This is a genomic window from Nocardioides sp. URHA0020 (assembly GCF_000620705.1).
GTDB lineage: Bacteria > Actinomycetota > Actinomycetes > Propionibacteriales > Nocardioidaceae > Nocardioides.
This window is the reverse complement of record NZ_KK211172.1, coordinates 111231-136695: the sequence shown is the minus strand read 5'-3', so window position 1 is coordinate 136695 and position 25465 is coordinate 111231. Positions and strand designations below refer to the sequence as shown.

Below are 25465 nucleotides of genomic sequence, written 5' to 3'. Positions count from 1 at the left end.
GTGCCCCACCGATTTTCCAGGCACGGACCGACGTCGTGGGTGGGGTTAGCGCCAGGTCGCGCTGGGGACGATGCCCTCAGCCGACCACCCCCCAGGAGGCCACGAATGAGCACCACCGCACCTGCCGGCACCGAGGACGTCAACGGTCCGTCGCCCGATCTCAAGCGCGTGCTCGGACCCAAGCTGCTCCTGCTCTTCATCGTCGGCGACATCCTGGGCGCCGGCATCTACGCCGTCACCGGTGAGATGGCGCTGGAGGTCGGCGGGATCGTGTGGGTGCCGTTCCTGGTCGCGTTTGCGGTCGCGACGCTGACCGCGTTCTCCTACCTCGAGCTCGTCACCAAGTACCCGCAGGCCGCCGGTGCCGCGCTCTACACGCACAAGGCGTTCGGCATCCACTTCGTGACCTTCCTGGTGGCGTTCGCGGTGATCTGCTCCGGCATCACCAGTGCGTCCACGTCGTCGAACCTGCTGGCGACCAACCTCCTGGCCGGCCTCGACGGGTTGGGCTGGCACGTCTCCCAGGGCCGCACCGCGATCACCGTGGTCGCCATGTGCTTCATGGTGCTGCTCGCGGCGATCAACCTGCGCGGGGTCGGCGAGAGCGTGAAGTTCAACGTCGTGCTGACGCTGATCGAGATGGCCGCGCTGGTCATCGTGATCCTGATCGGCTTCTACGTGATGGCCAAGGGCGACGCTGACATGGGCCGGATCGTGGTCTTCAACTCCGGGTCCGACCGCGGACTCTTCCTGGCGGTGACGGTGGCGACTGCGATCGCCTTCTTCGCCATGGTCGGCTTCGAGGACTCGGTCAACATGGTCGAGGAGACGCAGGAGCCGGAGAAGATCTTCCCGCGGGTGATGCTCACCGGCCTCGGCATCGCGGTGATCTTCTACGTGCTGGTCGCGATCTCGGTGATCGCGGTGATCCCCGAGGGCCAGATCGAGGCGGTCGTCGCCGACGAGGGCAAGGTGCTGCTCGCGGTCGTCGAGACCGGTGCCCCCGGTCTGCCGATCGACAAGATCTTCCCCTTCATGACGGTGATCGCGGTCGCCAACACCGCGCTGCTCAACATGCTGATGGCCAGCCGGCTGCTCTACGGCCTGGCCAACCAGGACGTGCTGCCCCGGACCCTCGGCAAGGTCCTGCCGGGTCGGCGCACGCCGTACGCCGGCATCGCGTTCTCGACCGTGCTCGCCCTCGGTCTCATCGTCGTGGTGACCTTCCTCGCCGACACGTCGGTGATCAGCGCCCTTTCCGGGACGACCGCGCTGCTGCTGCTGTGCGTCTTCTCGGTGGTCAACGTGGCGTGCGTGGTCCTGCGCCGTGACACCGCCACGGAGCGCGGGTTCCGCGCACCCGGCTGGGTCCCGTTCGTCGGCGCCGCCGCGTGCCTCTTCCTCGCCGGCCCGTGGGCCCGCGACCGGGAGGACTGGATCCAGTACAAGGTGGCCGGAGGCCTGCTGCTGCTCGGCATCGTGCTCTGGGCGTGCACCTGGCTGACCAACCGCGGAGTCCGGGCCAAGAAGACCGGCTTCCGCGACATCGAGCACCTCGAGGACTGACGGCGTCCCGGGCGTCTCGTCGCGGCCCGCCGAATCGGGCGGCACCGCGGGCCCGCCGTACCCTGGGCAGGTGAGCAGCACCCTCCCCGACCTCGCCGCCCTGCACGCCATCGGCGCGGCGCAGCAGCCGACCTACCCCGACCAGGAGGCGGTCGCGGCCAACGTCGCGCGCCTGCGGCGGATGCCGCCCCTCGTCTTCGCGGGGGAGTGCGACGACCTGAAGGCCAAGATGGCGGCGGTGTCGCGCGGCGAGTCGTTCCTGCTCCAGGGTGGCGACTGCGCGGAGACCTTCGAGGAGGTCACCGCCGACAACGTCAGCAAGAAGCTGCGGGTGCTGCTCCAGATGGCGGTGATCCTGACGTACGCCGGCTCCGTGCCGGTCGTCAAGCTGGGCCGTCTGGCCGGCCAGTACGCCAAGCCGCGCTCCTCCGACATGGAGACCCGCGACGGTGTCACGCTGCCGGCGTACCGCGGCGACGTGGTCAACGGCTTCGACTTCACGCCGGAGGCCCGGATCCCCGACCCGCACCGGCTGCTGGACGCCTACAACGCGTCGGCCGCGACGCTCAACCTGGTGCGCGCCTTCGTGACCGGTGGCTACGCCGACCTGCGCCAGGTGCACACCTGGAACACCGACTTCGTGAAGTCGTCGTCGGCCGGTCAGCGCTACGAGGCGATGGCCGCCGAGATCGACAAGGCGCTGGGGTTCATGGGCGCGATCGGCGTGGACGCCGAGGAGCTCAAGCGCGTCGACTTCCACTCGAGCCACGAGGCGCTGCTGCTGGAGTACGAGCACGCGATGACGCGCATCGACTCGCGCACCGACAAGCCCTACAACGTCTCCGGCCACTTCGTCTGGATCGGTGAGCGCACCCGCCAGCTCGACGGCGCGCACGTGGAGTACTTCCGCCACATCCAGAACCCCATCGGCTGCAAGCTCGGGCCGTCCGCGAGCGCCGACGACGCGATCGCGCTCGCCGCCCGGCTCAACCCGGACAACGAGGCCGGCCGGCTGACCTTCATCACCCGCTTCGGTGCCGGCAAGATCCGCGAGGGCCTGCCCGAGCTGGTCGAGAAGGTCACCGCCGCCGGCGTCCAGGTGGCCTGGGTCTGCGACCCGATGCACGGCAACACCTTCGAGTCGAGCACCGGCTACAAGACCCGCCGCTTCGACGACGTCATCGAGGAGGTGCAGGGCTTCTTCGACGTGCACCGGGCGCTGGGCACCTGGCCCGGCGGCGTCCTGGTCGAGATGACCGGCGACGACGTCACCGAGTGCATCGGCGGCGGCGAGGAGATCGACGAGGCCGGGCTCGCGCACCGCTACGAGTCCGTCGTCGACCCGCGCCTCAACCGGGTGCAGTCGCTCGAGCTCGCCTTCCTGGTCGCGGAGATGCTGCGCACGGTGTGAGGTGGTCGGCCCGGCCCGGGGATACCCGGTTAACCGGGTATCGCTGAACTTCTCAGGCACTGCAGAGCCTGAGAAGTCGACGAAGGGCCCGAGGAGTTGCGGGTCCGGGGGTCCGCCCGATGGCCCGTAGGTCCGCCCGTGGTAGTCAAGACCACGTGATCGACTTGCGCTCCGACACCCTGACCAAGCCGACCGACGAGATGCGCGCCGTGATGGCGCGCGCGGAGGTGGGCGACGACGTGTACGGCGAGGACCCGACCGTCGCGCTCCTCGAGGAGCGCGTCGCCGGGATGTTCGGGCACGAGGCGGCGCTCTTCATGCCGACCGGCTCGATGGCCAACGTGCTCGCCGTACGCTCCCTCGTCGCGCCCGGCCAGGAGGTGCTCTGCGAGGCGAGCGCCCACATCGCCCGCGCCGAGCTCGGCGCCCACGGCGCCTACTCCGGCGTCACCATGCGCACCTGGATCCACCCGCGCGGCCAGGTCGACCTGCCGACGGTCCGGACCCTCTTCGCCCCCGACATGGGCCCGTTCTTCGTGCGCACGACCGCGATCTCGGTGGAGAACACCCACAACTTCGCCGGGGGAGCGGTGCTGCCGATCCAGGACCTGCGCGACCTGCGCGAGTACGCCACCGGCGTCGGCGTCGCCGTGCACATGGACGGCGCCCGGATCTGGAACGCCCACGTCGCCACCGGCGTCCCGCTCGCGGAGTACGGCGCGATCGCGGACGTGCTGGCCGTCTGCCTGTCCAAGGGCCTCGGTGCGCCGGTCGGCTCGCTGATGGTCGGCTCGGCCGACGCGATCGCCGAGGCCCGGGTCTGGCGCAAGCGGATGGGAGGCGGGATGCGGCAGGTCGGCATCCTGGCGGCGGCGGGCCTGCACGCGTTGGACCACCACCTCGAGCGGCTGGCCGACGACCACGCGCACGCGCGGCTGCTGGCCGAGGCGTGCGGCGTGGACCCGGTCGCGGTGGACACCAACATCGTGGTGGTCCAGCACGCCGACGCCCTCGGCTTCGTGGCCGCCGCCCGGGAGGCGGGGGTGCTCGTGTCGGCGGTCGGACCCACCGCCGTACGCCTGGTCACGCACCTCGGCGTCTCGCGTGTCGACGCCGAAAGGGCCGCGTCGGTGCTGGCCACGCTCTAGCCTCCAGCCATGGACGACGCTCGGGACGGCATCACGGTCGAGGACAGCATCGGGTCGGCCAAGCCGCCCCGGCCTCCGAGGCCGGCGGGGCCGCGGGATCCCGGGCGCCACCAGCGGCTGCTGCTGTGGGTGATCGCCGCCGCGGCCGTCGCGGCGGCGGCGTTCACCGGCGTCACGGCGTGGGAGACCCACCAGCACCGCGAGATGGACCAGGCGCTCTACTGCCAGGCGTACGCCGACAGCAACGAGACCGAGGACCAGGACTACGTGAGGCAGCAGGACCGGCTGCGCGAGGCGCTCGGCTGCTAGATGAGACTCCCCTTAGGTTGCGGCCACGGAGCCGCCGGGCGGGGACCCGCGACGTAGCGTGCTCAGGTATGACCAGGTTCAACCGGTGGTGCGTGGTCGCACTCGGCGTCCTGCTGGTCATCGCCGTCCCGGTCGCGATCAACGCGCTCCCCGCCCGTGACCCCGACGTCACCGCGAGCGCGCTGCTCGAGCGGATCGATGCGGCCGAGGACCACCCGTGGTCCGGCTACGTCCAGACCGAGGGCGCGCTCGAGCTGCCGGTGGCCGACGACTTCTCCGACGTGGGGGCGCTGGTCAGCGACCGGACCCGGATGCGGGCGTGGTGGCGGAGCGGGGACGACTGGCGGGTCGACCGGCTGCTGGTCTCGGGGGAGACCGATCTCGTCCACCAGCACGGGGTGACGATCGAGTGGAGCTACGAGCGCAACCGAGCCCAGGTCAGCCGCGACCCCGACATCCGGCTGCCGCGCGCTGCGGACCTGGTGCCGCCGGTGCTGGCCGAGCGATTGCTCCGCGACGTCGTCGCCGCGGACGTACGGCGCGTGCCGGCCCGCCGCGTCGCCGGGCGGGCTGCCCCGGGGCTGCGCGTCGTACCCGCCGCGCCGCAGTCCAGCGTCGACCACGTCGACCTGTGGGCCGACCCGGCGAGCGGCGTACCGCTGCGGGTCGAGGTGTACGCCGACGGCGATGGGTCGCCGTCCTTCGTCACCGAGCTCCGCGGCTTCTCCTCGGCTCGACCGGCGGCGTCCGCGACCACGTTCGCCAGCTCGCCAGGCATCGAGGTCACCCACCAGGACGTGCTCGACATCGCCGACGCGGCCAACCAGTACGCTCCGCTCCGCCCACCGGCCAGCATCGCGGGACTGCCGATGTCGTCGACCTCCGACGGGGCCGTCGGGGTGTACGGCGTCGGGATCACGCAGCTGATCGCCATCCCGCTGCGCCGCCGGGAGGCCGATCCGCTGCGCGAGCAGCTGCGCCAGGCACCAGACGTCACCGAGGACGACCGCGGCACCCTCGTCACGGCGGGGCCGCTGGGGGTGCTGGTGACGGGCACGACCGGTCGCCGGGCCTGGCTGCTGACGGGCACGGTCACGGCGACCGCGCTCTACCGAGCGGCGGGCGACCTCGCCCGCGGCACGACGTACCTGGGGGAGAGACGATGATCCGCACCGAGGGGCTCACCAAGCACTACGGGCGGATCGCCGCCGTCGAGGACGTCGGGCTCGAGGTGCGTGACGGTGACGTCTACGGGTTCCTGGGCGCCAACGGCTCGGGCAAGACCACGACGGTCCGGATGCTGCTGGGGCTGGTGCTGCCCACCTCGGGCTCGATCGAGGTGCTGGGACGGTCGATGCCGGGGTCAGGTCGCGAGGTGCTGCCGCGGATCGGGGCGATGGTCGAGGGTCCTGGGTTCTACCCGCAGCTCTCCGGGCGGGCGAACCTGGCGGTCTTCGACGCCAGCGGCCCCGGTCGCGACCGGCCGAGCCGGGCGGGCCGGATCGACGACGCCCTGGCCCAGGTGGGCCTCGACGGCGTCGACCGGCGGCCGGTCCGGGCCTACTCGCTCGGCATGCGGCAGCGGCTCGGCCTCGCGGCCGCGCTGCTGCGTCGACCCCGGCTGCTGGTGCTGGACGAGCCGACCAACGGCCTCGACCCCCAGGGCATCCGCGAGATCCGTCGGCTGCTGCTGGACCTCAACGCGGCCGGGACGACGGTCTTCCTCTCGAGCCACCTGCTCACCGAGATCGAGCAGATGTGCACCCGCGTCGGGGTGCTCGACCGAGGTCGACTGGTCCTCCAGGACCAGCTCGAGCACCTGCAGCGACCGACCGGCCGCACGGTCGTCCGCACGCCCGACACCGATGCCGCTCTGGCGCTGCTCGACGGCCACGTCGAGCGCCAGGAGGGCGACACGATCTGGGTGCGCGCCGACGACCCGCTCGCCCTCAACGCCAGCCTGGTGCGGGTGGGCGTGCGGGTGCTGGAGCTGGGGCCGGAGCGGCACACCCTCGAGGACGTCGTGCTGCAGGCCGCCACGGCCAGCGGTGACCGCCGATGATCGGCGTGGAGCTCCGCAAGCTGCTCTGGAGCCGCCGGACGTGGGTCACGATCCTGCTCATCGACGCGCTCCCGACCCTGGTCGGCGTGCTGCTCGCCGTCACCGACCTGGGCCCGCGCCCCGGCACCGGGCCGGCGTTCCTCTCCGCGGTGCTCACCGACGGCACGCTCTTCCCGCTGGCCGCGCTGGCCATCGTGCTGCCGCTCTTCCTCCCGATCGCCGTGGCCGTCACCGCGGGGGAGGCGATCGCCGGCGAGGCGCAGCAGGGCACCCTGCGCTACCTGCTGGTGCGCCCCGTCGGTCGGACCCGGCTGCTGGTCGCCAAGCTCGTCAGCGTGATGGCCTTCGTCGTCCTCACCGTCGTGGTCGTGGCGGCCACGGCGTACGTCGTCGGCACGCTGCTGCTCGGCAGCGACAGCGTGAGCGCGGGCACCACGAGCGTGTCGGGCAGCGGGCTGTCGACCCAGGAGATGGCGTTGCGCACCCTCCTCGCGCTGGCCTACGCCATGCTGTGCATGCTCGGGGTCGCCGCGATCGCGCTCTTCCTCTCGACGGTCGTCCGGTCGCCGCTGTCGGCCGCGCTCGGCACCATGGGGGTGCTGGCGACCTCCACCGTGCTGCTGACGCTCGACGCCGCGCACCTGCTCCAGCCCTACCTGCCGACGCGCTACTGGCTCGCCTTCGTCGACCTCTTCCGCGACCCCATCCTGTGGCGCGACGTGGAGCGTGGCGTGCTGCTCCAGGTCGTGTACGTCGTGGTGTTCCTCGGCGCCGCCTGGGCCAACTTCATGACCAAGGACATCACCGACTAGCAGACGGACGCCTCCGGCACGGCCGGCCGGGCGGTCCCCAGAGCACTCTCGACGATGGCGATCACCGCCGGGGTCCGCGGCATGTCCGGGTGCCCGACCGTGAGCGCGGGACACACGTCCTGGACGGCGAGGTCGACCGCGCCGGCGAGGGATCCCGACACCGGGGGTACGACGGTCTTGTCGTCGGTGGTCCACACCGCCACCCAGAGCGGGCCGGGTGGAGTCTCGTCGCCGGCGTTGAGTCCGGTCAGCAGGTCGCTGTCGGTCGCCAGCTGCTGGCAGGCCTCGGGACACGCGGTGGCGCCCAGGCCGCTGGCGAGGGAGGCCAGGTCGGTGCCGTGGTTGGGCGAGGCGAGGGTGACCACGCGACGCGCGATCTCGGCCCCGCCCAGGTCGGCGACCCAGATCCGGGTCACGACCCCGCCGGCGGAGTAGCCGACGACGTCGACCGACCGGGCGCCCGTACGCCGCAGGGCCGACCGGGCGGCACGATCCAGGTCCTCGCCCTGACGGCGCAGGTCGCCGGTGCCGTTGCCGGCCGGCCGGACCACCGTCACGTCCTTGCCACCTGCCCGCAACGCATCGGCGAGCACCTCGAGAGCGGCCGTCGAGCCGCCGTACCCCGGCACCAGCAGCACCGGGCCCGGGGAGCCCTGCGGGACCGGGTCCACCGGACTCGGTCGCGTGGCGACCACCACGACCGCGACCACCACCGCGGCGGCAGCGGCCAGCGCCACCGTTGCGAGGACGAAGCGGCGGCGAGTTGGCGACAAGCGGTCGAGCACCTCTCGATCCTGCCCGACGGGCAAGCCGGCAGCTCCGCCAGCGGGCCTACCGAGCCACGAACAGCAGGTCGCTGATCGCGGTGAAGTCGCGCCCCGACTTCCCCTTCCCGGGCTTGGAGACGTCGACGAGGCGCAGGGTGATCGTCGTGGTCGTGGTGTCCACGTCGATCGACTGGACGGCCGTGGTGTCCTCGAGCACCTGAGCGTGCTTGGTGCCGTCGTCGAACTCCCACTCGACCTTCGCGATGCGCCGGTTGCCGTGGTACCAGTCCCGGCCCTCCATCTGCTTGGCGTAGCCGTTGATCAGGCCGACCGAGCGCAGACGGGTCTTCGCGGGCAGGGTGATCACGATCTCCTCGCCGCTGCCGTCACCGGGCATCCGCCAGCACGTCTCGGGCACCCCGTCGAGCATGTTGGCGGCCTCGTAGTCCACCGGCTTGCCGTTGACGTCCTGGTTGGGCTCGGCCGTCGCCGGCACGGTCACCTCGGACTCGGCGGTCAGCCCTGCTGGGGTGTCGGCGTCCGGCTCGTCGGCCGACGGGTCGCCGGTCGCGGTCGCCGACGCGCTCGGTCCCGGCTCCCGGGCGGCCGAGCCGTCGCCGTCGTCGTCGCCGAGCAGCCACACCCCGAGGACCACCACGACGGCCAGGACGGCGGCGGCCGCCACCCACCTGCCCCACGGTGCTCGCCGGTGGTGGGCGGGCGGCGGTTCGGCGACCCCGACCGGCCCGTCGAGCCCGTCGACCCCGCCGACCCCGTCGACCTCGTCGACCTCGTCGGCGAACAACGGGAAGCGCGGAGCCGACGGCGGCGTCCACGCGGGCGGGGGCGCCGGGGGCGGGGCGGGAGGCGTGCGCGGGCGAGGGCGCTCGGCGGTGCCGGTGCGCCAGTCGCTCCCGTCGTGCTCGTCGCCCAGGGAGGGAGCAGCGCCGTCCACCGGGTGGCCGCAGTTGGTGCAGTAGCGGCCGGTGCCCAGCTCGTGGCCGCACTCGGCGCAGTCCGTCATCCCTCTCCTGCCCTCGGAACCGTCGTGGTGCGTCACGTTAGACGACGGCCACCGGAGTCCGCGCCTGCTGCCGCCCGACCAGCTCCGGGAAGCGGCGTACGACCTGCGCCAGCTCGCGCAGCTCCGCACCCTCCAGCGCCTGCGGGCCGTCGCAGAGCGCGGTCTCCGGCGTGGGGTGGACGTCGACGATGACGCCGTCGGCGCCGACCGCGATCGCGGCCCGCGAGAGCGGGACGACGAGGTCCCTGCGGCCGGCCGCGTGCGACGGGTCGACGATGATCGGCAGGTGGCTGGCGGCCTGCACGACCGGCACTGCGGAGATGTCGAGGGTGTTGCGGGTGGCGGGCTCGAAGGTGCGGATCCCGCGCTCGCACAGGACCACGTCGAGGTTGCCGCGCTGGGCGACGTACTCCGCCGCCATCAGCCACTCCTCGATGGTCGCGGTCATGCCGCGCTTGAGCAGCACCGGCTTGCCGGCCTCGCCGACTGCCTGCAGCAGCCCGAAGTTCGCCGCGTTGCGGGTGCCGATCTGCAGCATGTCGGCGTGCTCCGCGACGACGGCGACGTCGCGGACGTCGACCACCTCGGTGACGACCGGCATCCCGGTCGCCTCGCGGACGTCGGCCAGGATCTCCAGGCCGGCGACGCCCAGGCCCTGGAAGGCGTACGGCGAGGTCCGCGGCTTGTAGGCGCCGCCGCGCAGGATCGTCGCGCCCGCAGACTTCGCCATCAGCGCGGCCTCGAGCGTCTGCTGGGCGGACTCGACGGCGCACGGTCCGGCGATGAAGGTGACGGTGTCCGGGCCGATCGGCACCTGGTGGCCGGGCTGTCCGACCCAGACGGTCGACCGTTCGGGGTGGTGCTGGCGGCTGACCAGCTTGTAGGGGTCCGAGATGCGGTGCACGTCGGCGACGCCGCGCAGGGCACGCAGGTTGAGGTGGTGGAAGGACTCGACGTCGCCGACCAGCCCGATGATCGTGCGGACGACGCCCTTGCTGACGAAGGCCTCCCCGCCGACGCTCTCGACGCGGGCGACGACGCGCGCGACGTCCTCGTCGGTGGCTTGGGGGGACATGACGACGACCATGGTGGTGCCTCTTTCGGTGGAGCTGGCCACGTCGTCGGGGGCCCAGACATGCAGAACGCCCCGCGGGTGACCGGGGGCGTTGGATGGGTGGAGGCTGCCTACGTCAAGACGGCCTGCACGGGTGCTCCCGGCAGGTGTCCAAAGAAATACGTGGCGGCCACACGAGGAGAGTAGGTCACCGCCGGAGACGGCCGCCATGGTGACCGCGATGCGGACGCGGGCGTACGACGGGCCTCACACCGCGATGTGCTGCACCTCGCCCTCGATCTTGCGCCGCGGCCCGATCTCGACCACCAGCATCGCGGCGAGCACCATCAGGCCACCGACCACCATCCGCAGGGTCGCCGACTCGCCGCCGAACCACACCGCGAACAGCGTGGCGAAGACCGGCTCCATGCTCATCACGATCGCGGCCCGCGTGGCGCTCAGGTGCGCCTGGGCCCAGGTCTGGGCGAGTAGTGCGAGCGCGGCCGGGAAGACCGCCATGTAGACGATCGAGAGCCAGTCGCGCCCGTTGTCGGGGAGCACGATCCCGTGCGGTGCGCTGGCGGCCAGGCAGATCGCCGCGACCACGATGATCTGCAGGATCGACATCCCGATCGCGTCGCCGGCGTTGGACCAGGCACCGAGCCCGACGATGTGCAGCGCGTAGAGCAGGGCGGCCGACAAGGTGATCGCCTCGCCGTACCCGATGGACAGGCCGTCGAGGGTGAGCACCGCGAGACCCGCGAAGGCGAGCAGCACGGCGAGCCAGGTCATCCGGGTGATCCGGTTGCCCAGCAGCACGGCGGCGAGGAGCGGCGTCGCGACGACGTACATCCCGGTGATGAAGCCGGAGACGCTGGCGGGGGTGTGGGCGAGCCCGACGGTCTGCATGATCTGCGCCACGCCGTACACCGCACCCAGGACGACCGCCTGGCGCCGCGCCCGCGCCGAGAGCCGCAGCAGGGCCCTCGGTGCCACGACCAGCAGCAGCACGGCGGCGATCGAGAACCGCAGCGCCAGGAAGTCGACCGGCGGCACCCGCTCGACCAGGTCGTGGATGAGGAAGAAGGTCGACCCCCAGCAGGCCGTGACGCTCAGCAGGGCGGCGGTCGCGAGGAGCGTCGTACGGCGTGCCTCGGTCACCGCCCGGCCCCGGCGCGCAGCTGCTTCAGGAGCGGGATGTCGCGGTTGTCGGCGCTGCGCGAGTCGGGGGTCTCCAGGACGAACGGCACGCCGGCCGTCGCCGGGTGGGCGAAGAGCTCGGCGAAGGCGCCGGTCCCGATGTGGCCCTCGCCGATGCGCTGGTGCCGGTCCTTGAACGCGCCCCGCACGTCCATCGAGTCGTTGGCGTGCACCAGTCGCAGCCGTCCCGGCCCGCCGATCTCGACGATCCGGTCGACGGTGGCCGTCGTCCCGCCCGGCTCGTCGAGCGGCGCCCCGGCGGCGAAGACGTGGCAGGTGTCGAGGCAGATGCCGGCCTTGGGGTGGTGGTCGAGGGCGTCGAGGTACGGCGCCAGGTCCTCGACGCCGGCGCACAGCGAGCGGCCCTGCCCGGCGGTCGGCTCGAGCAGCACCCACGGGGCGGCGTCGTCGGCGACGGCGTCCAGGAGGGGCAGCAGCCCCTCGCGGACCTGCTTCATCGCCGTGTCGTGGCGCGCGGCGCTGTCGCCCTCGCCAGGGTCGACGAAGGAGCCCGTGTGCACGACGACGCCCTCGGCACCGATCTCGGCGGCCCGCTTCAGGTTGTGGGCGACCGAGGCCACCGAGCGCTCGTAGGTCGACGCGGTGGGCGAGCCGAGGTTGACCAGGTAGGGCGCATGGATGAAGGTGCGGGTGCCGCGCTCGGCCATCAGGTCGCGGAAGCGCGCGTCCTCGGCGGGCTTCCCAGCGCTCAGCGCCCAACCGCGCGGGTTGCCGACGAAGACCTGGAAGGTCTCGCAGCCGACCTCGTCGGCGTTCGCGACGGCGCCCTCGACCAGGCCCTTGCCGACCAGGACGTGGGTGCCGATCGGGTTGCGGGAGGCGAGGTCGGGCACCGCGCCAAAATATCGCCCGACCGCTGCCGGTCCGCGGGCGGGGCGATCCTCAGATCAGGCTGAGGCTGATCGTCGAGCCCGGGGCCACCATCTCGCCGCCGCCGGGGCTCTGCGAGAAGACGAACCCGAGGCCCAGCGACCCCGGAGCGTCGTGGGTCTCGACCGTGAAGCCGAGGCCCTCCAGCCTCTCGCGGGCCGCGGCGACACCCTCACCGCGCACCGACGGCACCTTGACCAGCTCGGGGCCCTTCGAGACCACGACCGAGACGTTGTCGCCGCGGTGCACGGTGGTGCCGGCGGGCGGGTCCATCGAGATCACGTCACCGTCGTCGACGGTGTCGGAGTACTGCTCGTCGGCGACCTTGCCGGTCAGCCCCTGGTCCTTGAACCAGGCCAGCGCGTCGTCCGCGTCCTTGCCCACCCAGTCCTGGAGCTTCACCGGCTTGGGTCCCTTGCTGACGACCAGGTCGACCGGGGCGTCGCGACGCAGCGTCGTGCCCACCTTCGGCGAGCTCGAGATGACGACTCCGGCGGCGACCGTGTCGGACCACTTCTCGGCGGTGGTGCCGAAGCCGAGGTGTCCGTCGGCGAGCGCGTCCTGGGCCTCGTCCTCGGTCAGGCCCTTGAGCTTGGGCACGTCGTACCGCTCCTTGCCGAGCGACAGGACAATGGTGACGGTGCCGCCGGTGAGGACCTTCGAGCCCGGCTCGGGGTCGGTGGAGACGACCCGGCCCGCGGCGACGGTCTCGGAGTAGGCCGGGGGACCCTTCTCGGTGTCCAGGCCGGCCGCGTCCAGCTCGCGCTCCGCCGCCTTCTGCGTCATCCCGAGGACGCCGGGGGTGGCGGTGTAGCGGCCGTCGAGGAACCACCAGGCACCGACACCGCCGCCGACGATGAGGAGCAGGAGCACCAGGAGCAGGACGAGCCCCTTGCGCGAGCGGCGGCGTCCGGCCGGGGCGGGGGCAGGCGGGCGCGGTGGGCGAGGGGGAGCGGGGCGCGGCGGCACCGCGTCGGCGGGCGGCAGGATGCGGAGGGGGGCGGTCATCGTCGCGAGCTCGTGCCGGTCGAAGGGATCGGGCGCGGTGTCGTCCGGCGACGGTGCCTCGAGGGTCTCGGGGCGCATCCGCAGCGGGGTCAGGTCGGCGGTGAGGTCGGCGTCGTCGAGCACGCCCTCGGCCAGCGCGTGGCTGACCCGGTGGACCTGGTGCAGCAGGACCGCGGCGTCCGCGGGACGCAGCTCGCGGTCGCGGGCGGTGGCGCGGGCGACCAGCGCGTCGACGTACGCCGGGATGGCGGGCTCGAGGCTGCTCGGGGGCGGGACGTCCTCGTGGACGTGCTTGTAGGCGACCTGGATCGGGGTCTCGCCCTCGTGCGGCTTGGTGCCGGTGAGCAGCTCGAAGAGGACGACGCCCGCGGCGTAGACGTCGGCCCGGGCGTCCGCGCGTCCGCTGATGACGAGCTCGGGTGCGAGGTAGGAGACGGTGCCGATCAGGACGCCGCCGGTCGCGGTGTGCTGGGTGTCGGTGCTGACGGCCTTGGCCAGCCCGAAGTCGGCGACCTTGACCCGGCCGTCGTCGGCGATGAGGACGTTCTCGGGCTTGACGTCGCGGTGCACCAGGCCGGCCCGGTGAGCCGCGGCGAGCGCCGAGAGGACCGGCTCGATCACGGCCAGCGCGCGGGCCGGCGACATCGGGCTCTCCTTGCGGATCACGTCGCGCAGGGTGTGGCCGGGGATCAGCTCCATGGCCAGGAAGACGGTGCCGTCGTCGTCGCCCTGGTCGTAGACCGCGACGACGTGGGGGTGGGAGAGCCGGGCCGCGGCCCGCGCCTCCCGCACGAACCGCTCGGCGAACTCGTTGTCGTCCCCCAGCCCGGGGTGCATCACCTTGACGGCGACCGTGCGGTCGAGACGGAGGTCGGTGGCCTCGTACACACTGGCCATGCCGCCGCGCGCGATCCGGGCCCCGATCCGGTAGCGGCCGTCGAGGAGGCGGCCGGTCAGGGGGTCGACGACAGCGTCGGCGCCGCCTGCGCGCGCGCGCCGATCTCCGTGCTCGTCCTGCTGCACAGCGACCCTCCTGTGACCGGACGGGGAAGCATCCGGGGCCTCAATCGTACGGACGGCGTACCGAACTGGCCTGCTGGGCGGCGGTGCGGCGTGGCGAACCTCCGGGTGGGAGACTGGGCGCATGGAAGACAGTGCAGATCTGCGGCGCCTCGCGGACGCCGACCTCGCGGCCCTCGTCCCGGAGTGGCTGGACTGGGCGGCCACCGCCAAGGCACTCGGCGTGACGGTCGGCAAGGTGCGCACGATGATCCGCGACCACGAGCTGGCCGCCGCGGTCCCGTCGCCCGGTGCCGGGCAGCAGGTGCCGGCCGACTTCATCCAGGACGGCCTGGTCGTCAAGGGCCTGCCCGGCCTGCTGACGATCCTCCACGACGGTCGGTACGACGACCGCGAGTGCATCGCCTGGATCTTCACCGACGACAACTACCCCGGGCGCCCGATCGACGCGCTGCGCGAGAACCGCGGCTCCGAGGTCAAGCGGCGGGCGCAGGCCATCTCGCTGTAGCGCCACCCTGTCGGCCCGCGGGCCGGCCCGCAGCCTCAGACGGCGCGCTGCGTCGCCGAGGCCGCGAGCTCGCGCAGCACCTCGGTGGCGTGCTCGTCGAGTCCTGCCCGGTCGAGGGACCGTACGGCGTGGGTGGCGAGCTCGTCGATGACCGCCTCGACCTGGGCCTGTGCGCCGCTCGTGTCGATGATCCGGCGCAGCTCGGCGACGGCGTCGGGGGAGAGGTCGGTGCCGAGGGAGCGGTCCAGGAGGGCGGCGTCCGCCGGCGACGCGGCGTCGAGAGCCAGCGCGACGAGCACGGTGCGCTTGCCCTCGACCAGGTCGTCGCCGGCCGGCTTGCCGGTGGTCGCCGGGTCGCCGAAGACGCCGAGCAGGTCGTCGCGCAGCTGGAAGGCCTCGCCGAGCGGCAGGCCGAACTCGGTCAGCGCGTGCATCGTCGCCGGCGACGCGCCGGCCAGGGCAGCGCCGATGTGCAGCGGCCGCTCGATCGAGTACTTCGCCGACTTGTAGCGCAGCACGGTCATCGCGGCGTCGACGTCGGCGCGCCCGCGGGCCTGCACCGAGACGTCGAGGAACTGACCGGCGATCACCTCCGACCGGCAGCGGTCGAAGACCTCGAGTGCCGGCGCGACCTGGGTGATCGGCAGCCCGCAGCGGCGCAGCAGCTCGTCGGACCAGCTCAGCAGCAGGTCCCCGAGCAGGATCGCCGCGGCGGCGCCGTACTGCTGCTGGTCGCCGCGCCAGCCCGCCGTACGGTGCTCCGCCTCGAACGCGCGGTGGGTGGAGGGGCGGCCGCGGCGAGTGTCGGAGGCGTCCATCAGGTCGTCGTGGACCAGTGCGCTGGCGTGCAGGAGCTCGAGCGACGCGCAGGCGCGGACCAGAGCACCCTCGTCGGCCGACGTCGGCTCGACCGCGCGGTGGCCCCAGTAGCAGAACGACGCCCGGAAGCGCTTGCCGCCGCGGACCGCCGTACGGGCCTCGGCAACCAGTCGGACGGCGTCGTCGCCCAGCGGCTCGATCAGGGTCGCCTGGGCGTCGATGAACCCGTCGAGCGCTGCCTGGACCTGGTCGCGGAACCCGGCGCTGTCCCACCCGTTCGCCGTCACGCGGACGAGACTAGCCAGTGGACATCGATGCCGGGCGGGGGGTCCCCGTCCTTAAACTGGTGCGCATGGCGCACAAGCAGGCACCCCGGATCGGCGACCTGATCCGGGCCGGGGAGCGGTCGTTCTCCTTTGAGTTCTTCCCGCCGCGCGACGAGGCCGGCGAGGAGCAGCTCTGGCAGGCGATCCGCGAGCTGGAGCCCTACCGGCCGACGTTCGTCTCGGTGACGTACGGCGCCGGCGGCTCGACCCGCGACACGACGGTGCGCATCACCGGCCGGATCGCGGCGGAGACCTCGCTGACGCCGATGGCGCACCTGACCTGCGTGTCCCACACCAGGGAGCAGCTCGAGGCCGTCCTCGACTCGTACGCCGCGGTCGGCATCGGCAACGTCATGGTGCTGCGCGGCGACCCGGAGGCCGGGCCGCGAGCGCCCTGGACCCCCACCGACGGCGGGCTGACGTACGCCCAGGAGCTGGTCGAGCTGACCCGCGGCCGGGGTGACTTCAGCATCGGCGTGGCGGCCTTCCCCGAGGGCCACCCGTCGGCCGCGTCGCTCGACCGGGACGCCGACGTGCTCGTGGCCAAGGCCCGGGCGGGCGCGGAGTTCGCCGTCACCCAGATGTTCTTCCGGGCCTCCGACTACTTCGCGCTGGTCGAGCGGGTGCGCGCCCGTGGCTGCGACCTGCCGATCCTGCCGGGCATCATGCCGATCCTGAACCTCGCCAGCATCCGCCGCCAGAGCGAGCTGATCGGCACCGACGTCCCGCCGGAGATCGTCGCGCGGATCGCGGCCCACGACGGCGACCCGGCGGCCATGCGGGCCGAGGGCATCACGATCGCCGCCGAGCTCTGCGACGAGCTGCTCGCCGGTGGTGCTCCGGGGCTGCACTTCTACACGCTGAACCGCTCCAAGGCGACGCGCGAGATCTTCGCGGCGCTGAACATGTCGGTCTGAGGCACGCCGTACGTCTCCTGGACGGTGCCGGTCGCTACCCCCGTCCCACGTCTCAGGCAGGGCTGTCACTTCTCGGGCGTTGCAATGCCCCAGAAGTGACGGTTTCACCGGTGCACCGGTGAAACCGACGAGGCAACGCAGCACGCACGCGCGCTCGACCTCAGCGGCCACTCTGGCCCCACGTCTCAGGCAAGGCTGTCACTTCTCAGGCGTTGCAATGCCCCAGAAGTGATGGTTTCACCGGTGCGCCGGTGAAACCGACGAGGCAACGCAGCACGCACGCGCGCTCGACCTCAGCGGCCACTCTCGCCCCGCGGCTCAGGCAGGGCTGTCACCTCTCAGGCGTTGCAATGCCCCAGAAGTGACGGTTTCACCGGTGCACCGGTGAATCCGACGAGGCAACGCAGCGCCCCCCTCACGCCGGCCCCACCTCAGCCGCCACCAACGCCGCGGACAGCCCCACGAACGGCAGTCCGGCGCCGGGGGTGGCGTGCGCGCCGGCGGCGTACACGCCCGCGATGGGGGTGCGCGGCCCGAGCCGGCGCCGCACCGTCGCCCGGCCCTGCCAGAGCACGCCCAGCGGCGAGCCGCCCCAGCGTTCGACCTGGTCGCGCGGGCTGAGGTCGACGCGCTCGACCACCTGCGCGCGCACGTCGATCCGGTGCCGCGCCAGCGCCCGCAGGATGTCCTCGGACAGCCGGCCGCGGCCGTGCACCGTCAGCGTCGAGGCGCCGGAGGGCGCCCGGCCGGCCGTGCGGACGACGAGCGTCGGGTCGCCGTGCAGGACCAGCTCGTGGGGCAGCTCCGGCGCGTCGCCCTCGAGACCGAGGTAGGCCACGACCGGGGGGATCGCCGGCATCGTGCGGAGGACGTACGCCGCCAGTGCGGGCAGCCGGCGAGGGTCGATCGCACACACCACGACGTCGGCGTCGATCACCCCGCCGGACGTCGACACCCCCACGACGCGGTCGTCGCGCACCACCAGGTCGGTCGCCTCGGTGCCGGTCAGGGTCGTCACCCCTCGGGTCGCCAGACGGTCGGCCAGGGCGGTGCCCAGCCGCGCCATCCCACCCTCGACCGTCCACACGCCGAACCGCTGCTCGACGTACGCCGTCGACCCCGCCCACGCCGGCACGTTGCGCAGGTCGTGTCCCTCGGCGACCAGCGGGTGGGCCGCCACCAGCCGCAGCCGCTCGTCCTTGAACGTCTTGCGCAGCCGCTTGTGGAGCGTCTCGCGGCTGTCCAGCAGCGCGGCCAGGTCGCGGGGGAGGTGGTCCGGCCTCCAGGGGTTCTCGAGGTAGCCGCGCCGCAGCACGTCCCAGTCGTCGGCGTACGACGCGACGTGGTCGACCCACCGCTGCCCGAGCCCGGCCCCCAGCCCGTCGAAGGCGGCGAGCTGCGGGGCACGCCCGCTCGGCACCCGCACCGACGAGCCGTCCTCGAAGCGGTGCTCGCGCACGACGTCCAGCGGCACCAGCTCCAGCTCACGCTCGACCGGGCGGCCGGTCTTGCGGAAGAGATCGCGCACGACGGCCGGGAGCAGCGTGTACGACGGCCCCGCGTCCCACGCGAACTCGCCCGCGCTCACCTCGGCCAGCGGCCCGCCCAGGGTCGCGGAGCGCTCGAGCAGGGTGACCTCGTGGCCGAGCTTGGCCAGCCGGAGCGCCGCCGCCAGGCCGCCGAAGCCACCGCCGACCACCACCACCTGCGGCACTACCCGACCTCGATCTCCGGCGCGCCGGTCATCGAGGCGAGCTCGTCGTACGTCGTCGAGAAGACTGCCGCGGGATGGCCCGCGGCGGCCCAGACGACGTCGTAGCGGCGCAGCCAGGAGTCGAGGTACGTCGGCACCGGGGCCGGGTGGCCGATGGGGGAGACGCCGCCGATGACCTGCCCGGTGTGCTCGCGCACGAAGTCGGGCGTGGCCCGCTTGAGCCTGGTCCCGCCCAGGAGCGCCGCGACCTTGGCGGTGTCGACGCGGTGCGCGCCCGAGGTCAGAATGAGCACCGGCGCCGTGTCGGCGTCGAAGAGCAGACTGTTGGCGATCGCACCGACCTCGCACCCCAGAGCCTCGGCCGCGAGTGCCGCTGTGTGCACCGAATCGGGCAGGATGACGATCTCACCGGTGCCGCCGCGTCGCGCGTGGTCGTCGCGGAACCGGGTGATCGTCGGGTGTTCGGTGTTCATGGTCGAGACCCTAGGGCAGCGCGCTGCACCGGGGACGGCCTGTGATGAGGAGGAGACGCATGAGTCAGGACCGGCCGGCATCGGTGAAGGCAGCGGTGTGGTTGACCCTGGCCCTGGTGGCCCTGTCGGGGGTGATGGCGCTGCTCAGCATCATCTTCCGCGACGACCTGATGGAGGCGTGGGAGTCCGGCCGCCCGGACGCGAGCTCGCTCAAGCCGCCGGCGATCGCGCCGGTCGCCGCGGTGATGCTGGTCGTGGTCGCGCTCCTCGCGCTCGTCATCCTCGAGTTCTTCCGCTCCCAGCACGGCTGGGCCCGCTGGGCCCTGACCGGCAACGTGGTGCTGATGGCGCTCGGCACCTGTGCCACCCTCCGGATCGGCCCGCCGGCGCTCTTCGTGGTGCTCTCCGTCGTCGGCCTGGTCCTGCAGGTCGCCATCGTCGTGGCCCTGTGGCACCGCGACACCTCTGCCTACCTGCGTGAGTCGCGCCGTGCGGGGGACCTGCCCGCCGCCTCGTGAGCGGTGCTGCCGCGCATCCTTGACGGACTGTCGGTGGGGCGGTGTACCTTGGGGAGTGTTCGAACAATTGTTCGATCACGGTCCGGCGGGGCCGACCTCGACCCTCGACCCCGCCGGGCCGGCGCATGCGAGGCGCGCCCGCGCCGCGCGGAGGAGAGGTGCCTGATGAACCCGTACGCCCTGCCCGCGACGACCCACTCCTACCTCGCGCGCGCTGCCGAGTCGCTCAGCGAGTCGGTGGCCGCCACCGACGCGCCGACCCGGTACGCCTGCGCCCACGTCGCGGCGCTGCGTGCGGCCGCCGCCCTGCTCTCGGCCAGGGCGCGGCCCGTCGCCGTGCGCGGTCGTCGACCGCAGAAGAACGCCTGGGTGCTGCTCACGGAGGTGGCGCCCGAGCTCAGCGAGTGGGCGACCTTCTTCGCCGGTGGTGCGGCCAAGCGGGCCGCCGCCGAGGCGGGATCGACCCGGTCGGTCGCCGAGCGGGAGGCCGACGACCTGGTCCGGGACGCCGACCGGTTCCTGGCGGTGATCGAGCGGTCGCTCGGGTTGGTGCCCCATCTGCCGCTGGAGATCCGCGCCGCCGCCGTACGGGCGGGCTGACGCCCACGCGCTGCCTCTAGGGTGGCCCCATGACCGACAGTGCGCGGCCCACCGACCGGCCCAGCGAACGTCGGGCCGCGGCTCGCACGTCCGTCGTCTGGGACGCCGTGCACCCGCACGTCGCGCCCGGTGCCGACGTGCTCGACATCGGCGGCGGCACCGGCGGCTTCGCGGTCCGGGTGGCCCGGCTCGGCGCCCGGGTGACGGTCGTCGACCCGAGCCCCGACGCGCTGGCGGCGCTCGCGCGGCGGGCCAGGGAGCTCGCCGTCGACGTCTCGGCCCAGCAGGGCGACCTGTCGACGCTGCTGGAGGTCACCGGACCGGACAGCGCCGACCTGGTGCTGTGCCACGGCGTGCTCGAGGTCGTGGACGACCCCGCCGCTGCGTTGGCCACGCTGCGCCGGGTGCTGCGACCCGGTGGCGTCCTGAGCCTGCTGGTCGCCCAACGACACGCGGCCGTGGTCGCCCGCGCGATGGCCGGTCACTTCGCCCAGGCGCTGACGCTGCTCGATGCCGGGCCGGGGGAGCGCGACGGTCGGGCCGGACACCGCTTCACCGCCGACGAGGTGACCGCGCTGGCGCAGGCCGCCGGCTTCTCCGTGGAGACGGTGCACGGCGTCCGGGTGTTCGCCGACCTGGTCCCGGGCTCGCTGCTCGACCTCGAGCCCGGTGCGACCTCGGCGCTGGTCGATCTCGAGCGCGCCGTGTCGAGCCGCCCGGAGTACCTGCCACTGGCGGCGCAGCTGCACCTGCTCGCGCGCTGATCGTGCCGGGAGCGGCGGGCCCGTGAAACAGTTCGATCACTAATTTCCGATCCCGGCTACCGGGATGCCCAGCCGCTGCCTAGACTTGCACTGCCGGAGAAGATCCGTCCGGCGACGACACCTGGGGAGGAACGGTGCCACTCTCGGAAGAGGAGCTCCGACTGCTCGAGCAGATGGAGCGCGCCCTCGTCGAAGAGGACCCCAAGTTCGCCTCGACGTTGCGAGGTACGGCGTTCCGCCGATCCGCTCGTCGCCGCGCCATCATCGCCGGCGTCGGCTTCGCCATCGGCGTCGCGGTCCTCATGACCGGCGCTGTCGCCGGCCTCACGCTGCTGGGCGTCGCAGGGTTCGTCGTGATGCTCGGCTCGGCCACCGTCGCGCTCACCGCCATGCGCGGCCAGCACGGCTCCGCCGCACCCGACCCGCGCGCCAGCCACCCCAGTCGGGGCGGCTTCACCGTCATCGACGGCGGTCGTCGTACGAAGCGCTCCCGAGCGTCCTCCCACGGCTCCTTCATGGACCGCATGGCCGAGCGCTGGAGCCGTCGCCGCGACAACGGCGGGTACTAGCCCGTACTAGCCCGGCCGCGTCGGCGGTCCGGTCTCGGTGGTTTCGAGGCTCAGGCCTGGCGGCCTTCGCACCTCAACCACCGACAGCGCCCGCACTGGTGGTGCGGCCCGCCCCGGTGGTTGAGGAGGGCGCGGCCCCGCCCCGGTGGTTGAGGAGAGGGCGGCCCCGCCCCGGTGGTTGAGGAGGGCCGCCAGGCCCGTCTCGAAACCCCCGCAGCCGAGCGCTGCGTCGAGTGCCGGTGGTGGTTTCGAGGCTCAGGCCTGGCGGCCTTCGCACCTCAACCACCGGCGGTCTTCGCACCTCAGCCACCGGCGCTGACCACCGTCAGGTGACGTGGTCGACGACCCCGCCGTACTTGGCCTCGAGCGTGCCGGGAGCCGACCGTCGGCCGCGGCGCGCGAGCACCGAGCGCGGCCACCAGGCGGCCCGGCGGCGCGCGGAGCGGGTCGCGCCGCCCTGGAGCGCCGCCACGCAGGCCTCGCCGTCGGCGCGCAGGCGCACCGGGTCGAGCGTGGTGCCCGAGCGCGAGTAGCGGTCCAGCTCGAGCGTGTGCACGAGCCGGTCGAGCGCCTGGGCGGCCTCCGGCGCGAGGTCGGCGCCGTGGGCGGGGCGTTCGACGGTGTCCCGACTGACGGGGGCCCCGAAGTGGGCGACGAGCACGGCGCGGGTGGCGCGCGGCGAACGCCCTCGTGGCCACGGCACGCCGAGGTCGACGGCGGTGTCCTCCAGCTCGGCCCAGACCGGCTCGACCCCACCGGAGGCGAAGCGGCGCTCGCGGCGTCGGGCCCGGAGCGTGCGGGGCAGCACCAGACCGCCGAGGACGAGCGCCAGCACCACGAGCGCGCCGACGGCTGCCAGCCACGGGAAGGCCGAGCCGCCGTCGGAGGCGTCCGCACCGGCCGCTCCCGCCGACTGGGAGTCGCTCGGGCGCGCGTTCGGCGCGGAGACCGACGCGCTGGGCTGGTCCGTGGGCGCGGCGCTCGGCTCGTCGTCCGCACCGGTGGCCGGCACGGTGTAGCCCGGCACGTCCCCGGCCCGTCCGGACGGGGTGGGCTCGAACCGCACCCAACCGGCGCCGTCGAAGTACAGCTCGGGCCAGGCATGCATGTCGCGGGCGCTGTAGACCCACGTGTTGGCGCCGTCCCGCTCGGGGTTGAGGAAGCCGACGGCGACCCGCGCGGGGATGCCGAGCTCGCGCGCCATCACGGCCATCGCCGACGCGAACTGCTCGCAGTAGCCGACGCGACCGCCGGGGCCGTCGCTGAGGAAGGAGACGAGCGCGTCGGTGCCGTTGCCGGGCTCGCGGTCCAGCGAGTACGTGAAGCCGCCGTCCTCGCGGAACCAGTTCTGCAGCGCCACCGCCTTCTCGTAGCGGGTGGGCAGATCCTGGGTCACCTGCACCGACAGGTCGTGCACGATCGGCGGCAGGTCGTTGGGGAGCTCGGTGAAGAGGTCGTCGACCTTGCCGGTGGGCGGACCGGCGTCGGCCAGCACCTTCGAGGTCAGGTCGAGGTCGACGGACGTCATCGAGTACTCGATCGACGAGGTGGTCAGGTCGTCGTCGCCCGCGATGAAGTCCAGCGTCTCGTCGTCGTAGCGCCAGTCGCCGTCGGCGACGATCCTGCTCACCGGCGGTTGGGTGGGCAGCCAGCGCGACTTGAAGGGCGACAGCACGGAGACGTCGTAGGGGTACTCCTTGCGGGGGACGTCGGTGCTCACGCCCTGCGGCGGCGGCATCAGGCCGTCGGCGAGGTGGTCGCTGGGGACGTCGCGGTTGCCCGGGCTCCACTCCGCGTCGCTGAAGCGGGTGAGGGTGAGGATCCGCAGGTACGACGGGTCGGGGTCGTTGGTGGTCACCCGGATCAGGGGGGTGTCGTCACCCTGCCGGAGGTCGCGGACCAGGTCGGTCGTCGGGTTGTCGACGCGGATGTCCTCGCCGCCGCCGCTGCCGGGTCCGAAGTCGAAGAGGTGCAGGCCGGTGGCGGGGATCAGCACCGGGATCAGGACGGCGAGCGCGGTGGCCGCCCCGCCGACCAGGCCGGCGGTGCCGCGCACGGTGTTGGTGCCGGCGCCGAACGCGATCGGGTCGCCGGTCTCCTGGTCCAGGCCGAGCGGGCGGCCCCAGCGCGACACCTGCTCGCTCTCCTGGAGGAACAGCAGGGCCAGGAAGCCCACCGCCGTACCGGCGAAGATCCACCAGCTGACCGCGTCACCGACCATGCCGACCGGGATGGTGAAGATGGCCAGGATCGGCAGCCCGGCGAGCGGCGCCCGGTGCAGGGTGCAGGCGAGCAGGTCGACCAGCAGCAGGCAGGCGAGGCCGCCGAGGATCAGCAGCGGGTCGACCGGCGGGGCGTCGGACGGGACGGGCGCGGCGTACAGGTGGGAGGTGTTGACCGCGTCGCTCACCGCGCTGGTGAGCTCGCCCCACGCGCCGCCGATGGGCAGCGGCGAGCCCGTCAGCAGCAGGCTGGTCAGGATGCCGGAGACGACGAGCTGCGCCAGCACCACGATCGGACCCGGCCAGCGCCACCAGCGCGCCGCCGTGCCGGTGACCGCGATGACGGCGGCGAGCAGCAGGAGGGGGTTCAGGAAGTCGCCGGGGGTCACGGTCAGGTCGCGCCAGGCGTACATCGCGAGCCACGTCGTCCCCGCCGCCACGACGGCGACGAGGAGGTTGGTGCTCAGGCGGCCACGGGAGCGACTCATACCGTGGCCTCGCGTGCGGTCGTGCCGCGCGAGCTCGCGCCGCTGGTGTGAGCGAGCTCCTGCCACACGGCCTCGAGCCGGTCGCGGGGCCGCAGCGTCACGGCGCGCCAGCCCTGCTGACCGAGGATCCGGGTGGCGCCGTCCGCCGGGGGAGCGCCGCCCCACGCGTCGACGTCGAGGGAGATCGCGACCGCCGAGGCGGCGTGGTTCTGCATCCGGCGCAGCACTTGGAGGTCGGAGGGCTCCACCGAACCGAAGACGGCCACGGTGAGGCCGCCGTGCGCGCCCTCCCCGAGCCAGCTGGTCTCGAGCCGCGTCTGCTGGACGGCCTGGACCACGGCGAGCGACTCGAGCAGGGGACCGGTGTTGAGGTCGGCGCCGCGCAGGTGCCAGGCACTGCCCGGCTCCTCGCCCGTCGCGGTGACCAGTCGTACGGCGAAGCCGCGGTGGGTCAGGTGGACGGCGATTGACGCCGCCGCCGACACCGCGGCCTCGAGCGACGAGGCGATGCCCTGCCCGCGGTGGGCGATGATCCGGTTGTCGAGGAAGAGGGTCGCCCGGGACTGCCAGGGCTGCTCCTCGCGACGCACCATCAGCTCGCCCAGCTTGGCCGAGCTGCGCCAGTGCACCCGCCGCAGGTCGTCGCCCTGGCGGTACTCACGGACGGTGACGTCCTCGGCGCTGCCGGTCGCGAACGAGCGCGGCCGATTGTCGCCGGATCCGGTCCAGGCGCCCCCGAGCGGGATGTTGGCGAGCGGCACGGTGCGCGGCGTCACGGTGAGCGGCACCGTCGTCCGGAAGGTGCGGCCGAGCTCGACCAGGCCGAACGGGTCGCTGACCCGCACCGACATCGGCCCGATCTCGAAGCGCCCGCGGACGTCGGAGCGCACCTGGTAGCTCACGGAGTGCCGCCAGCCGTGACTGATGCCCTCGAGCACGAACCGCGGTCGGGTGCCCAGGACGTACGGCACCTGGTCCTCCAGGAGCAGCACGCCGTTGGGCGCGAGCCCGTCGTTCGCCAGCGTCAGCGCCACGCGAGCCGGCTGGCCCGCCGCGACCAGCTGGGGCGTGACCGTGCGGATGAGGGTCAGCCGGTAGCGGTTGCGGGCCAGCACCCCGACGGTGAGCAGCGTCAGGGCCAGGAGCAGCACGCCGACGCGTGCCAGCGTCGGCTGGTCCAGGATGATCGAGCAGACGATCGCGGTCACGCCGGCGGTGAGGAACGCCCGTCCGCGGACGGTCAGCCCGGCCAGAGCTTCCTTCATCAGGTCAGGG

The 25465-nt window shown here is 73.1% G+C and carries 24 protein-coding genes; 13 read left to right on the top strand and 11 right to left on the bottom strand.

What is annotated here, in order from left to right; genetic code table 11:
* The first annotated feature begins 105 nt into the window (after positions 1-105).
* The 7 genes from N542_RS0121730 to N542_RS0121700 all read left to right on the top strand — a co-directional run bounded on the left by N542_RS0121730 (position 106) and on the right by N542_RS0121700 (position 7308).
* Positions 106-1566 carry an APC family permease gene (locus N542_RS0121730; RefSeq protein WP_028645724.1) on the top strand — a complete coding sequence of 487 codons (1461 nt, stop codon included), beginning with the start codon at positions 106-108 and terminating at the stop codon, positions 1564-1566.
* A gap of 70 nt (positions 1567-1636) precedes the next feature.
* Positions 1637-2977, top strand: a complete 1341-nt coding sequence (locus tag N542_RS0121725; RefSeq protein WP_028645723.1) for a class II 3-deoxy-7-phosphoheptulonate synthase — start codon at positions 1637-1639, stop codon at positions 2975-2977.
* A gap of 155 nt (positions 2978-3132) precedes the next feature.
* Positions 3133-4125, top strand: coding sequence for a threonine aldolase family protein (locus N542_RS0121720; RefSeq protein WP_028645722.1), 993 nt, complete (start codon positions 3133-3135; stop codon positions 4123-4125).
* Positions 4126-4134: 9 nt separating this feature from the next.
* A complete protein-coding gene (locus N542_RS0121715) occupies positions 4135-4434 on the top strand; it encodes a hypothetical protein (protein ID WP_028645721.1) in 300 nt (99 codons plus the stop codon).
* 68 nt (positions 4435-4502) lie between these two features.
* Positions 4503-5600 carry a hypothetical protein gene (locus N542_RS26045; protein ID WP_051552234.1) on the top strand — a complete coding sequence of 366 codons (1098 nt, stop codon included), beginning with the start codon at positions 4503-4505 and terminating at the stop codon, positions 5598-5600.
* Positions 5597-6496 (top strand): ABC transporter ATP-binding protein, encoded by a 900-nt coding sequence (locus N542_RS0121705; RefSeq protein ID WP_028645720.1) that lies wholly within the window; start codon positions 5597-5599, stop codon positions 6494-6496. Before N542_RS26045 ends, N542_RS0121705 begins: the two co-directional genes overlap by 4 nt.
* A gap of 5 nt (positions 6497-6501) precedes the next feature.
* Positions 6502-7308: an ABC transporter permease gene (locus N542_RS0121700; RefSeq protein WP_197026054.1), complete on the top strand. Its 807-nt coding sequence runs from the start codon at positions 6502-6504 to the stop codon at positions 7306-7308.
* On the opposite strand, the gene N542_RS0121695 is transcribed toward N542_RS0121700, so the two are convergent.
* The 6 genes from N542_RS0121695 to pknB all read right to left on the bottom strand — a co-directional run bounded on the left by N542_RS0121695 (position 7305) and on the right by pknB (position 14275).
* A complete protein-coding gene (locus N542_RS0121695) occupies positions 7305-8093 on the bottom strand; it encodes a lipase family alpha/beta hydrolase (RefSeq protein WP_028645718.1) in 789 nt (262 codons plus the stop codon). The two genes, N542_RS0121700 and N542_RS0121695, sit on opposite strands and share 4 nt — an antisense overlap.
* A 46-nt stretch (positions 8094-8139) precedes the next feature.
* On the bottom strand, positions 8140-9099 hold the full coding sequence (locus N542_RS0121690) for an NADase-type glycan-binding domain-containing protein (RefSeq protein ID WP_028645717.1): 960 nt from the start codon (positions 9097-9099) through the stop codon (positions 8140-8142).
* Between the two features lie 37 nt (positions 9100-9136).
* The gene (gene aroF / locus N542_RS0121685; protein ID WP_231482829.1) at positions 9137-10174 is read right to left on the bottom strand and encodes a 3-deoxy-7-phosphoheptulonate synthase; all 1038 of its coding nucleotides are present in this window, start codon (positions 10172-10174) and stop codon (positions 9137-9139) included.
* 246 nt (positions 10175-10420) lie between these two features.
* Positions 10421-11314, bottom strand: a complete 894-nt coding sequence (locus N542_RS0121680; RefSeq protein ID WP_028645715.1) for a DMT family transporter — start codon at positions 11312-11314, stop codon at positions 10421-10423.
* Entirely contained in the window at positions 11311-12207 is an 897-nt protein-coding gene (locus N542_RS0121675; protein ID WP_028645714.1) for a deoxyribonuclease IV, read from the bottom strand. Before N542_RS0121675 ends, N542_RS0121680 begins: the two co-directional genes overlap by 4 nt.
* Before the next feature lie 49 nt (positions 12208-12256).
* Positions 12257-14275, bottom strand: a complete 2019-nt coding sequence (pknB, locus tag N542_RS0121670; RefSeq protein ID WP_051552232.1) for a Stk1 family PASTA domain-containing Ser/Thr kinase — start codon at positions 14273-14275, stop codon at positions 12257-12259.
* Between the two features lie 121 nt (positions 14276-14396).
* On the opposite strand from pknB, the gene N542_RS0121665 reads away from it, so the two are divergent.
* Positions 14397-14780 carry an Rv2175c family DNA-binding protein gene (locus N542_RS0121665; protein ID WP_036509373.1) on the top strand — a complete coding sequence of 128 codons (384 nt, stop codon included), beginning with the start codon at positions 14397-14399 and terminating at the stop codon, positions 14778-14780.
* 35 nt (positions 14781-14815) lie between these two features.
* Here N542_RS0121665 and N542_RS0121660 read toward each other — a convergent pair whose 3' ends face one another.
* On the bottom strand, positions 14816-15886 hold the full coding sequence (locus N542_RS0121660; RefSeq protein ID WP_028645711.1) for a polyprenyl synthetase family protein: 1071 nt from the start codon (positions 15884-15886) through the stop codon (positions 14816-14818).
* 65 nt (positions 15887-15951) lie between these two features.
* On the opposite strand from N542_RS0121660, the gene metF reads away from it, so the two are divergent.
* On the top strand, positions 15952-16842 hold the full coding sequence (gene metF, locus N542_RS0121655; RefSeq protein WP_028645710.1) for a methylenetetrahydrofolate reductase [NAD(P)H]: 891 nt from the start codon (positions 15952-15954) through the stop codon (positions 16840-16842).
* Between the two features lie 415 nt (positions 16843-17257).
* Here metF and N542_RS0121650 read toward each other — a convergent pair whose 3' ends face one another.
* Together N542_RS0121650 and N542_RS0121645 are read right to left on the bottom strand one after the other, a co-directional pair.
* The gene (locus N542_RS0121650) at positions 17258-18556 is read right to left on the bottom strand and encodes a phytoene desaturase family protein (RefSeq protein ID WP_028645709.1); all 1299 of its coding nucleotides are present in this window, start codon (positions 18554-18556) and stop codon (positions 17258-17260) included.
* Positions 18556-19029 (bottom strand): YbaK/EbsC family protein, encoded by a 474-nt coding sequence (locus N542_RS0121645; protein WP_028645708.1) that lies wholly within the window; start codon positions 19027-19029, stop codon positions 18556-18558. Before N542_RS0121645 ends, N542_RS0121650 begins: the two co-directional genes overlap by 1 nt.
* Before the next feature lie 59 nt (positions 19030-19088).
* Here N542_RS0121645 and N542_RS0121640 point away from each other — a divergent pair, with 59 nt between their 5' ends.
* The 4 genes from N542_RS0121640 to N542_RS0121625 all read left to right on the top strand — a co-directional run bounded on the left by N542_RS0121640 (position 19089) and on the right by N542_RS0121625 (position 21480).
* Positions 19089-19547, top strand: a complete 459-nt coding sequence (locus N542_RS0121640; protein ID WP_155993299.1) for a hypothetical protein — start codon at positions 19089-19091, stop codon at positions 19545-19547.
* A gap of 165 nt (positions 19548-19712) precedes the next feature.
* Positions 19713-20147, top strand: coding sequence for an SAV_6107 family HEPN domain-containing protein (locus tag N542_RS26040; RefSeq protein ID WP_036509370.1), 435 nt, complete (start codon positions 19713-19715; stop codon positions 20145-20147).
* Positions 20148-20176: 29 nt separating this feature from the next.
* On the top strand, positions 20177-20911 hold the full coding sequence (locus N542_RS0121630) for a methyltransferase domain-containing protein (RefSeq protein ID WP_028645706.1): 735 nt from the start codon (positions 20177-20179) through the stop codon (positions 20909-20911).
* Between the two features lie 134 nt (positions 20912-21045).
* The gene (locus tag N542_RS0121625; RefSeq protein ID WP_028645705.1) at positions 21046-21480 is read left to right on the top strand and encodes a DUF3040 domain-containing protein; all 435 of its coding nucleotides are present in this window, start codon (positions 21046-21048) and stop codon (positions 21478-21480) included.
* Positions 21481-21805: 325 nt separating this feature from the next.
* Here the strand turns inward: N542_RS0121625 and N542_RS0121620 are convergent, their stop codons facing one another.
* Both N542_RS0121620 and N542_RS0121615 read right to left on the bottom strand, forming a co-directional pair.
* Complete coding sequence (locus tag N542_RS0121620; protein WP_028645704.1) at positions 21806-24190, bottom strand: transglutaminase family protein; 2385 nt, start codon at positions 24188-24190, stop codon at positions 21806-21808.
* Positions 24187-25455 (bottom strand): DUF58 domain-containing protein, encoded by a 1269-nt coding sequence (locus N542_RS0121615; protein WP_028645703.1) that lies wholly within the window; start codon positions 25453-25455, stop codon positions 24187-24189. Before N542_RS0121615 ends, N542_RS0121620 begins: the two co-directional genes overlap by 4 nt.
* Positions 25456-25465 lie beyond the last annotated feature (10 nt).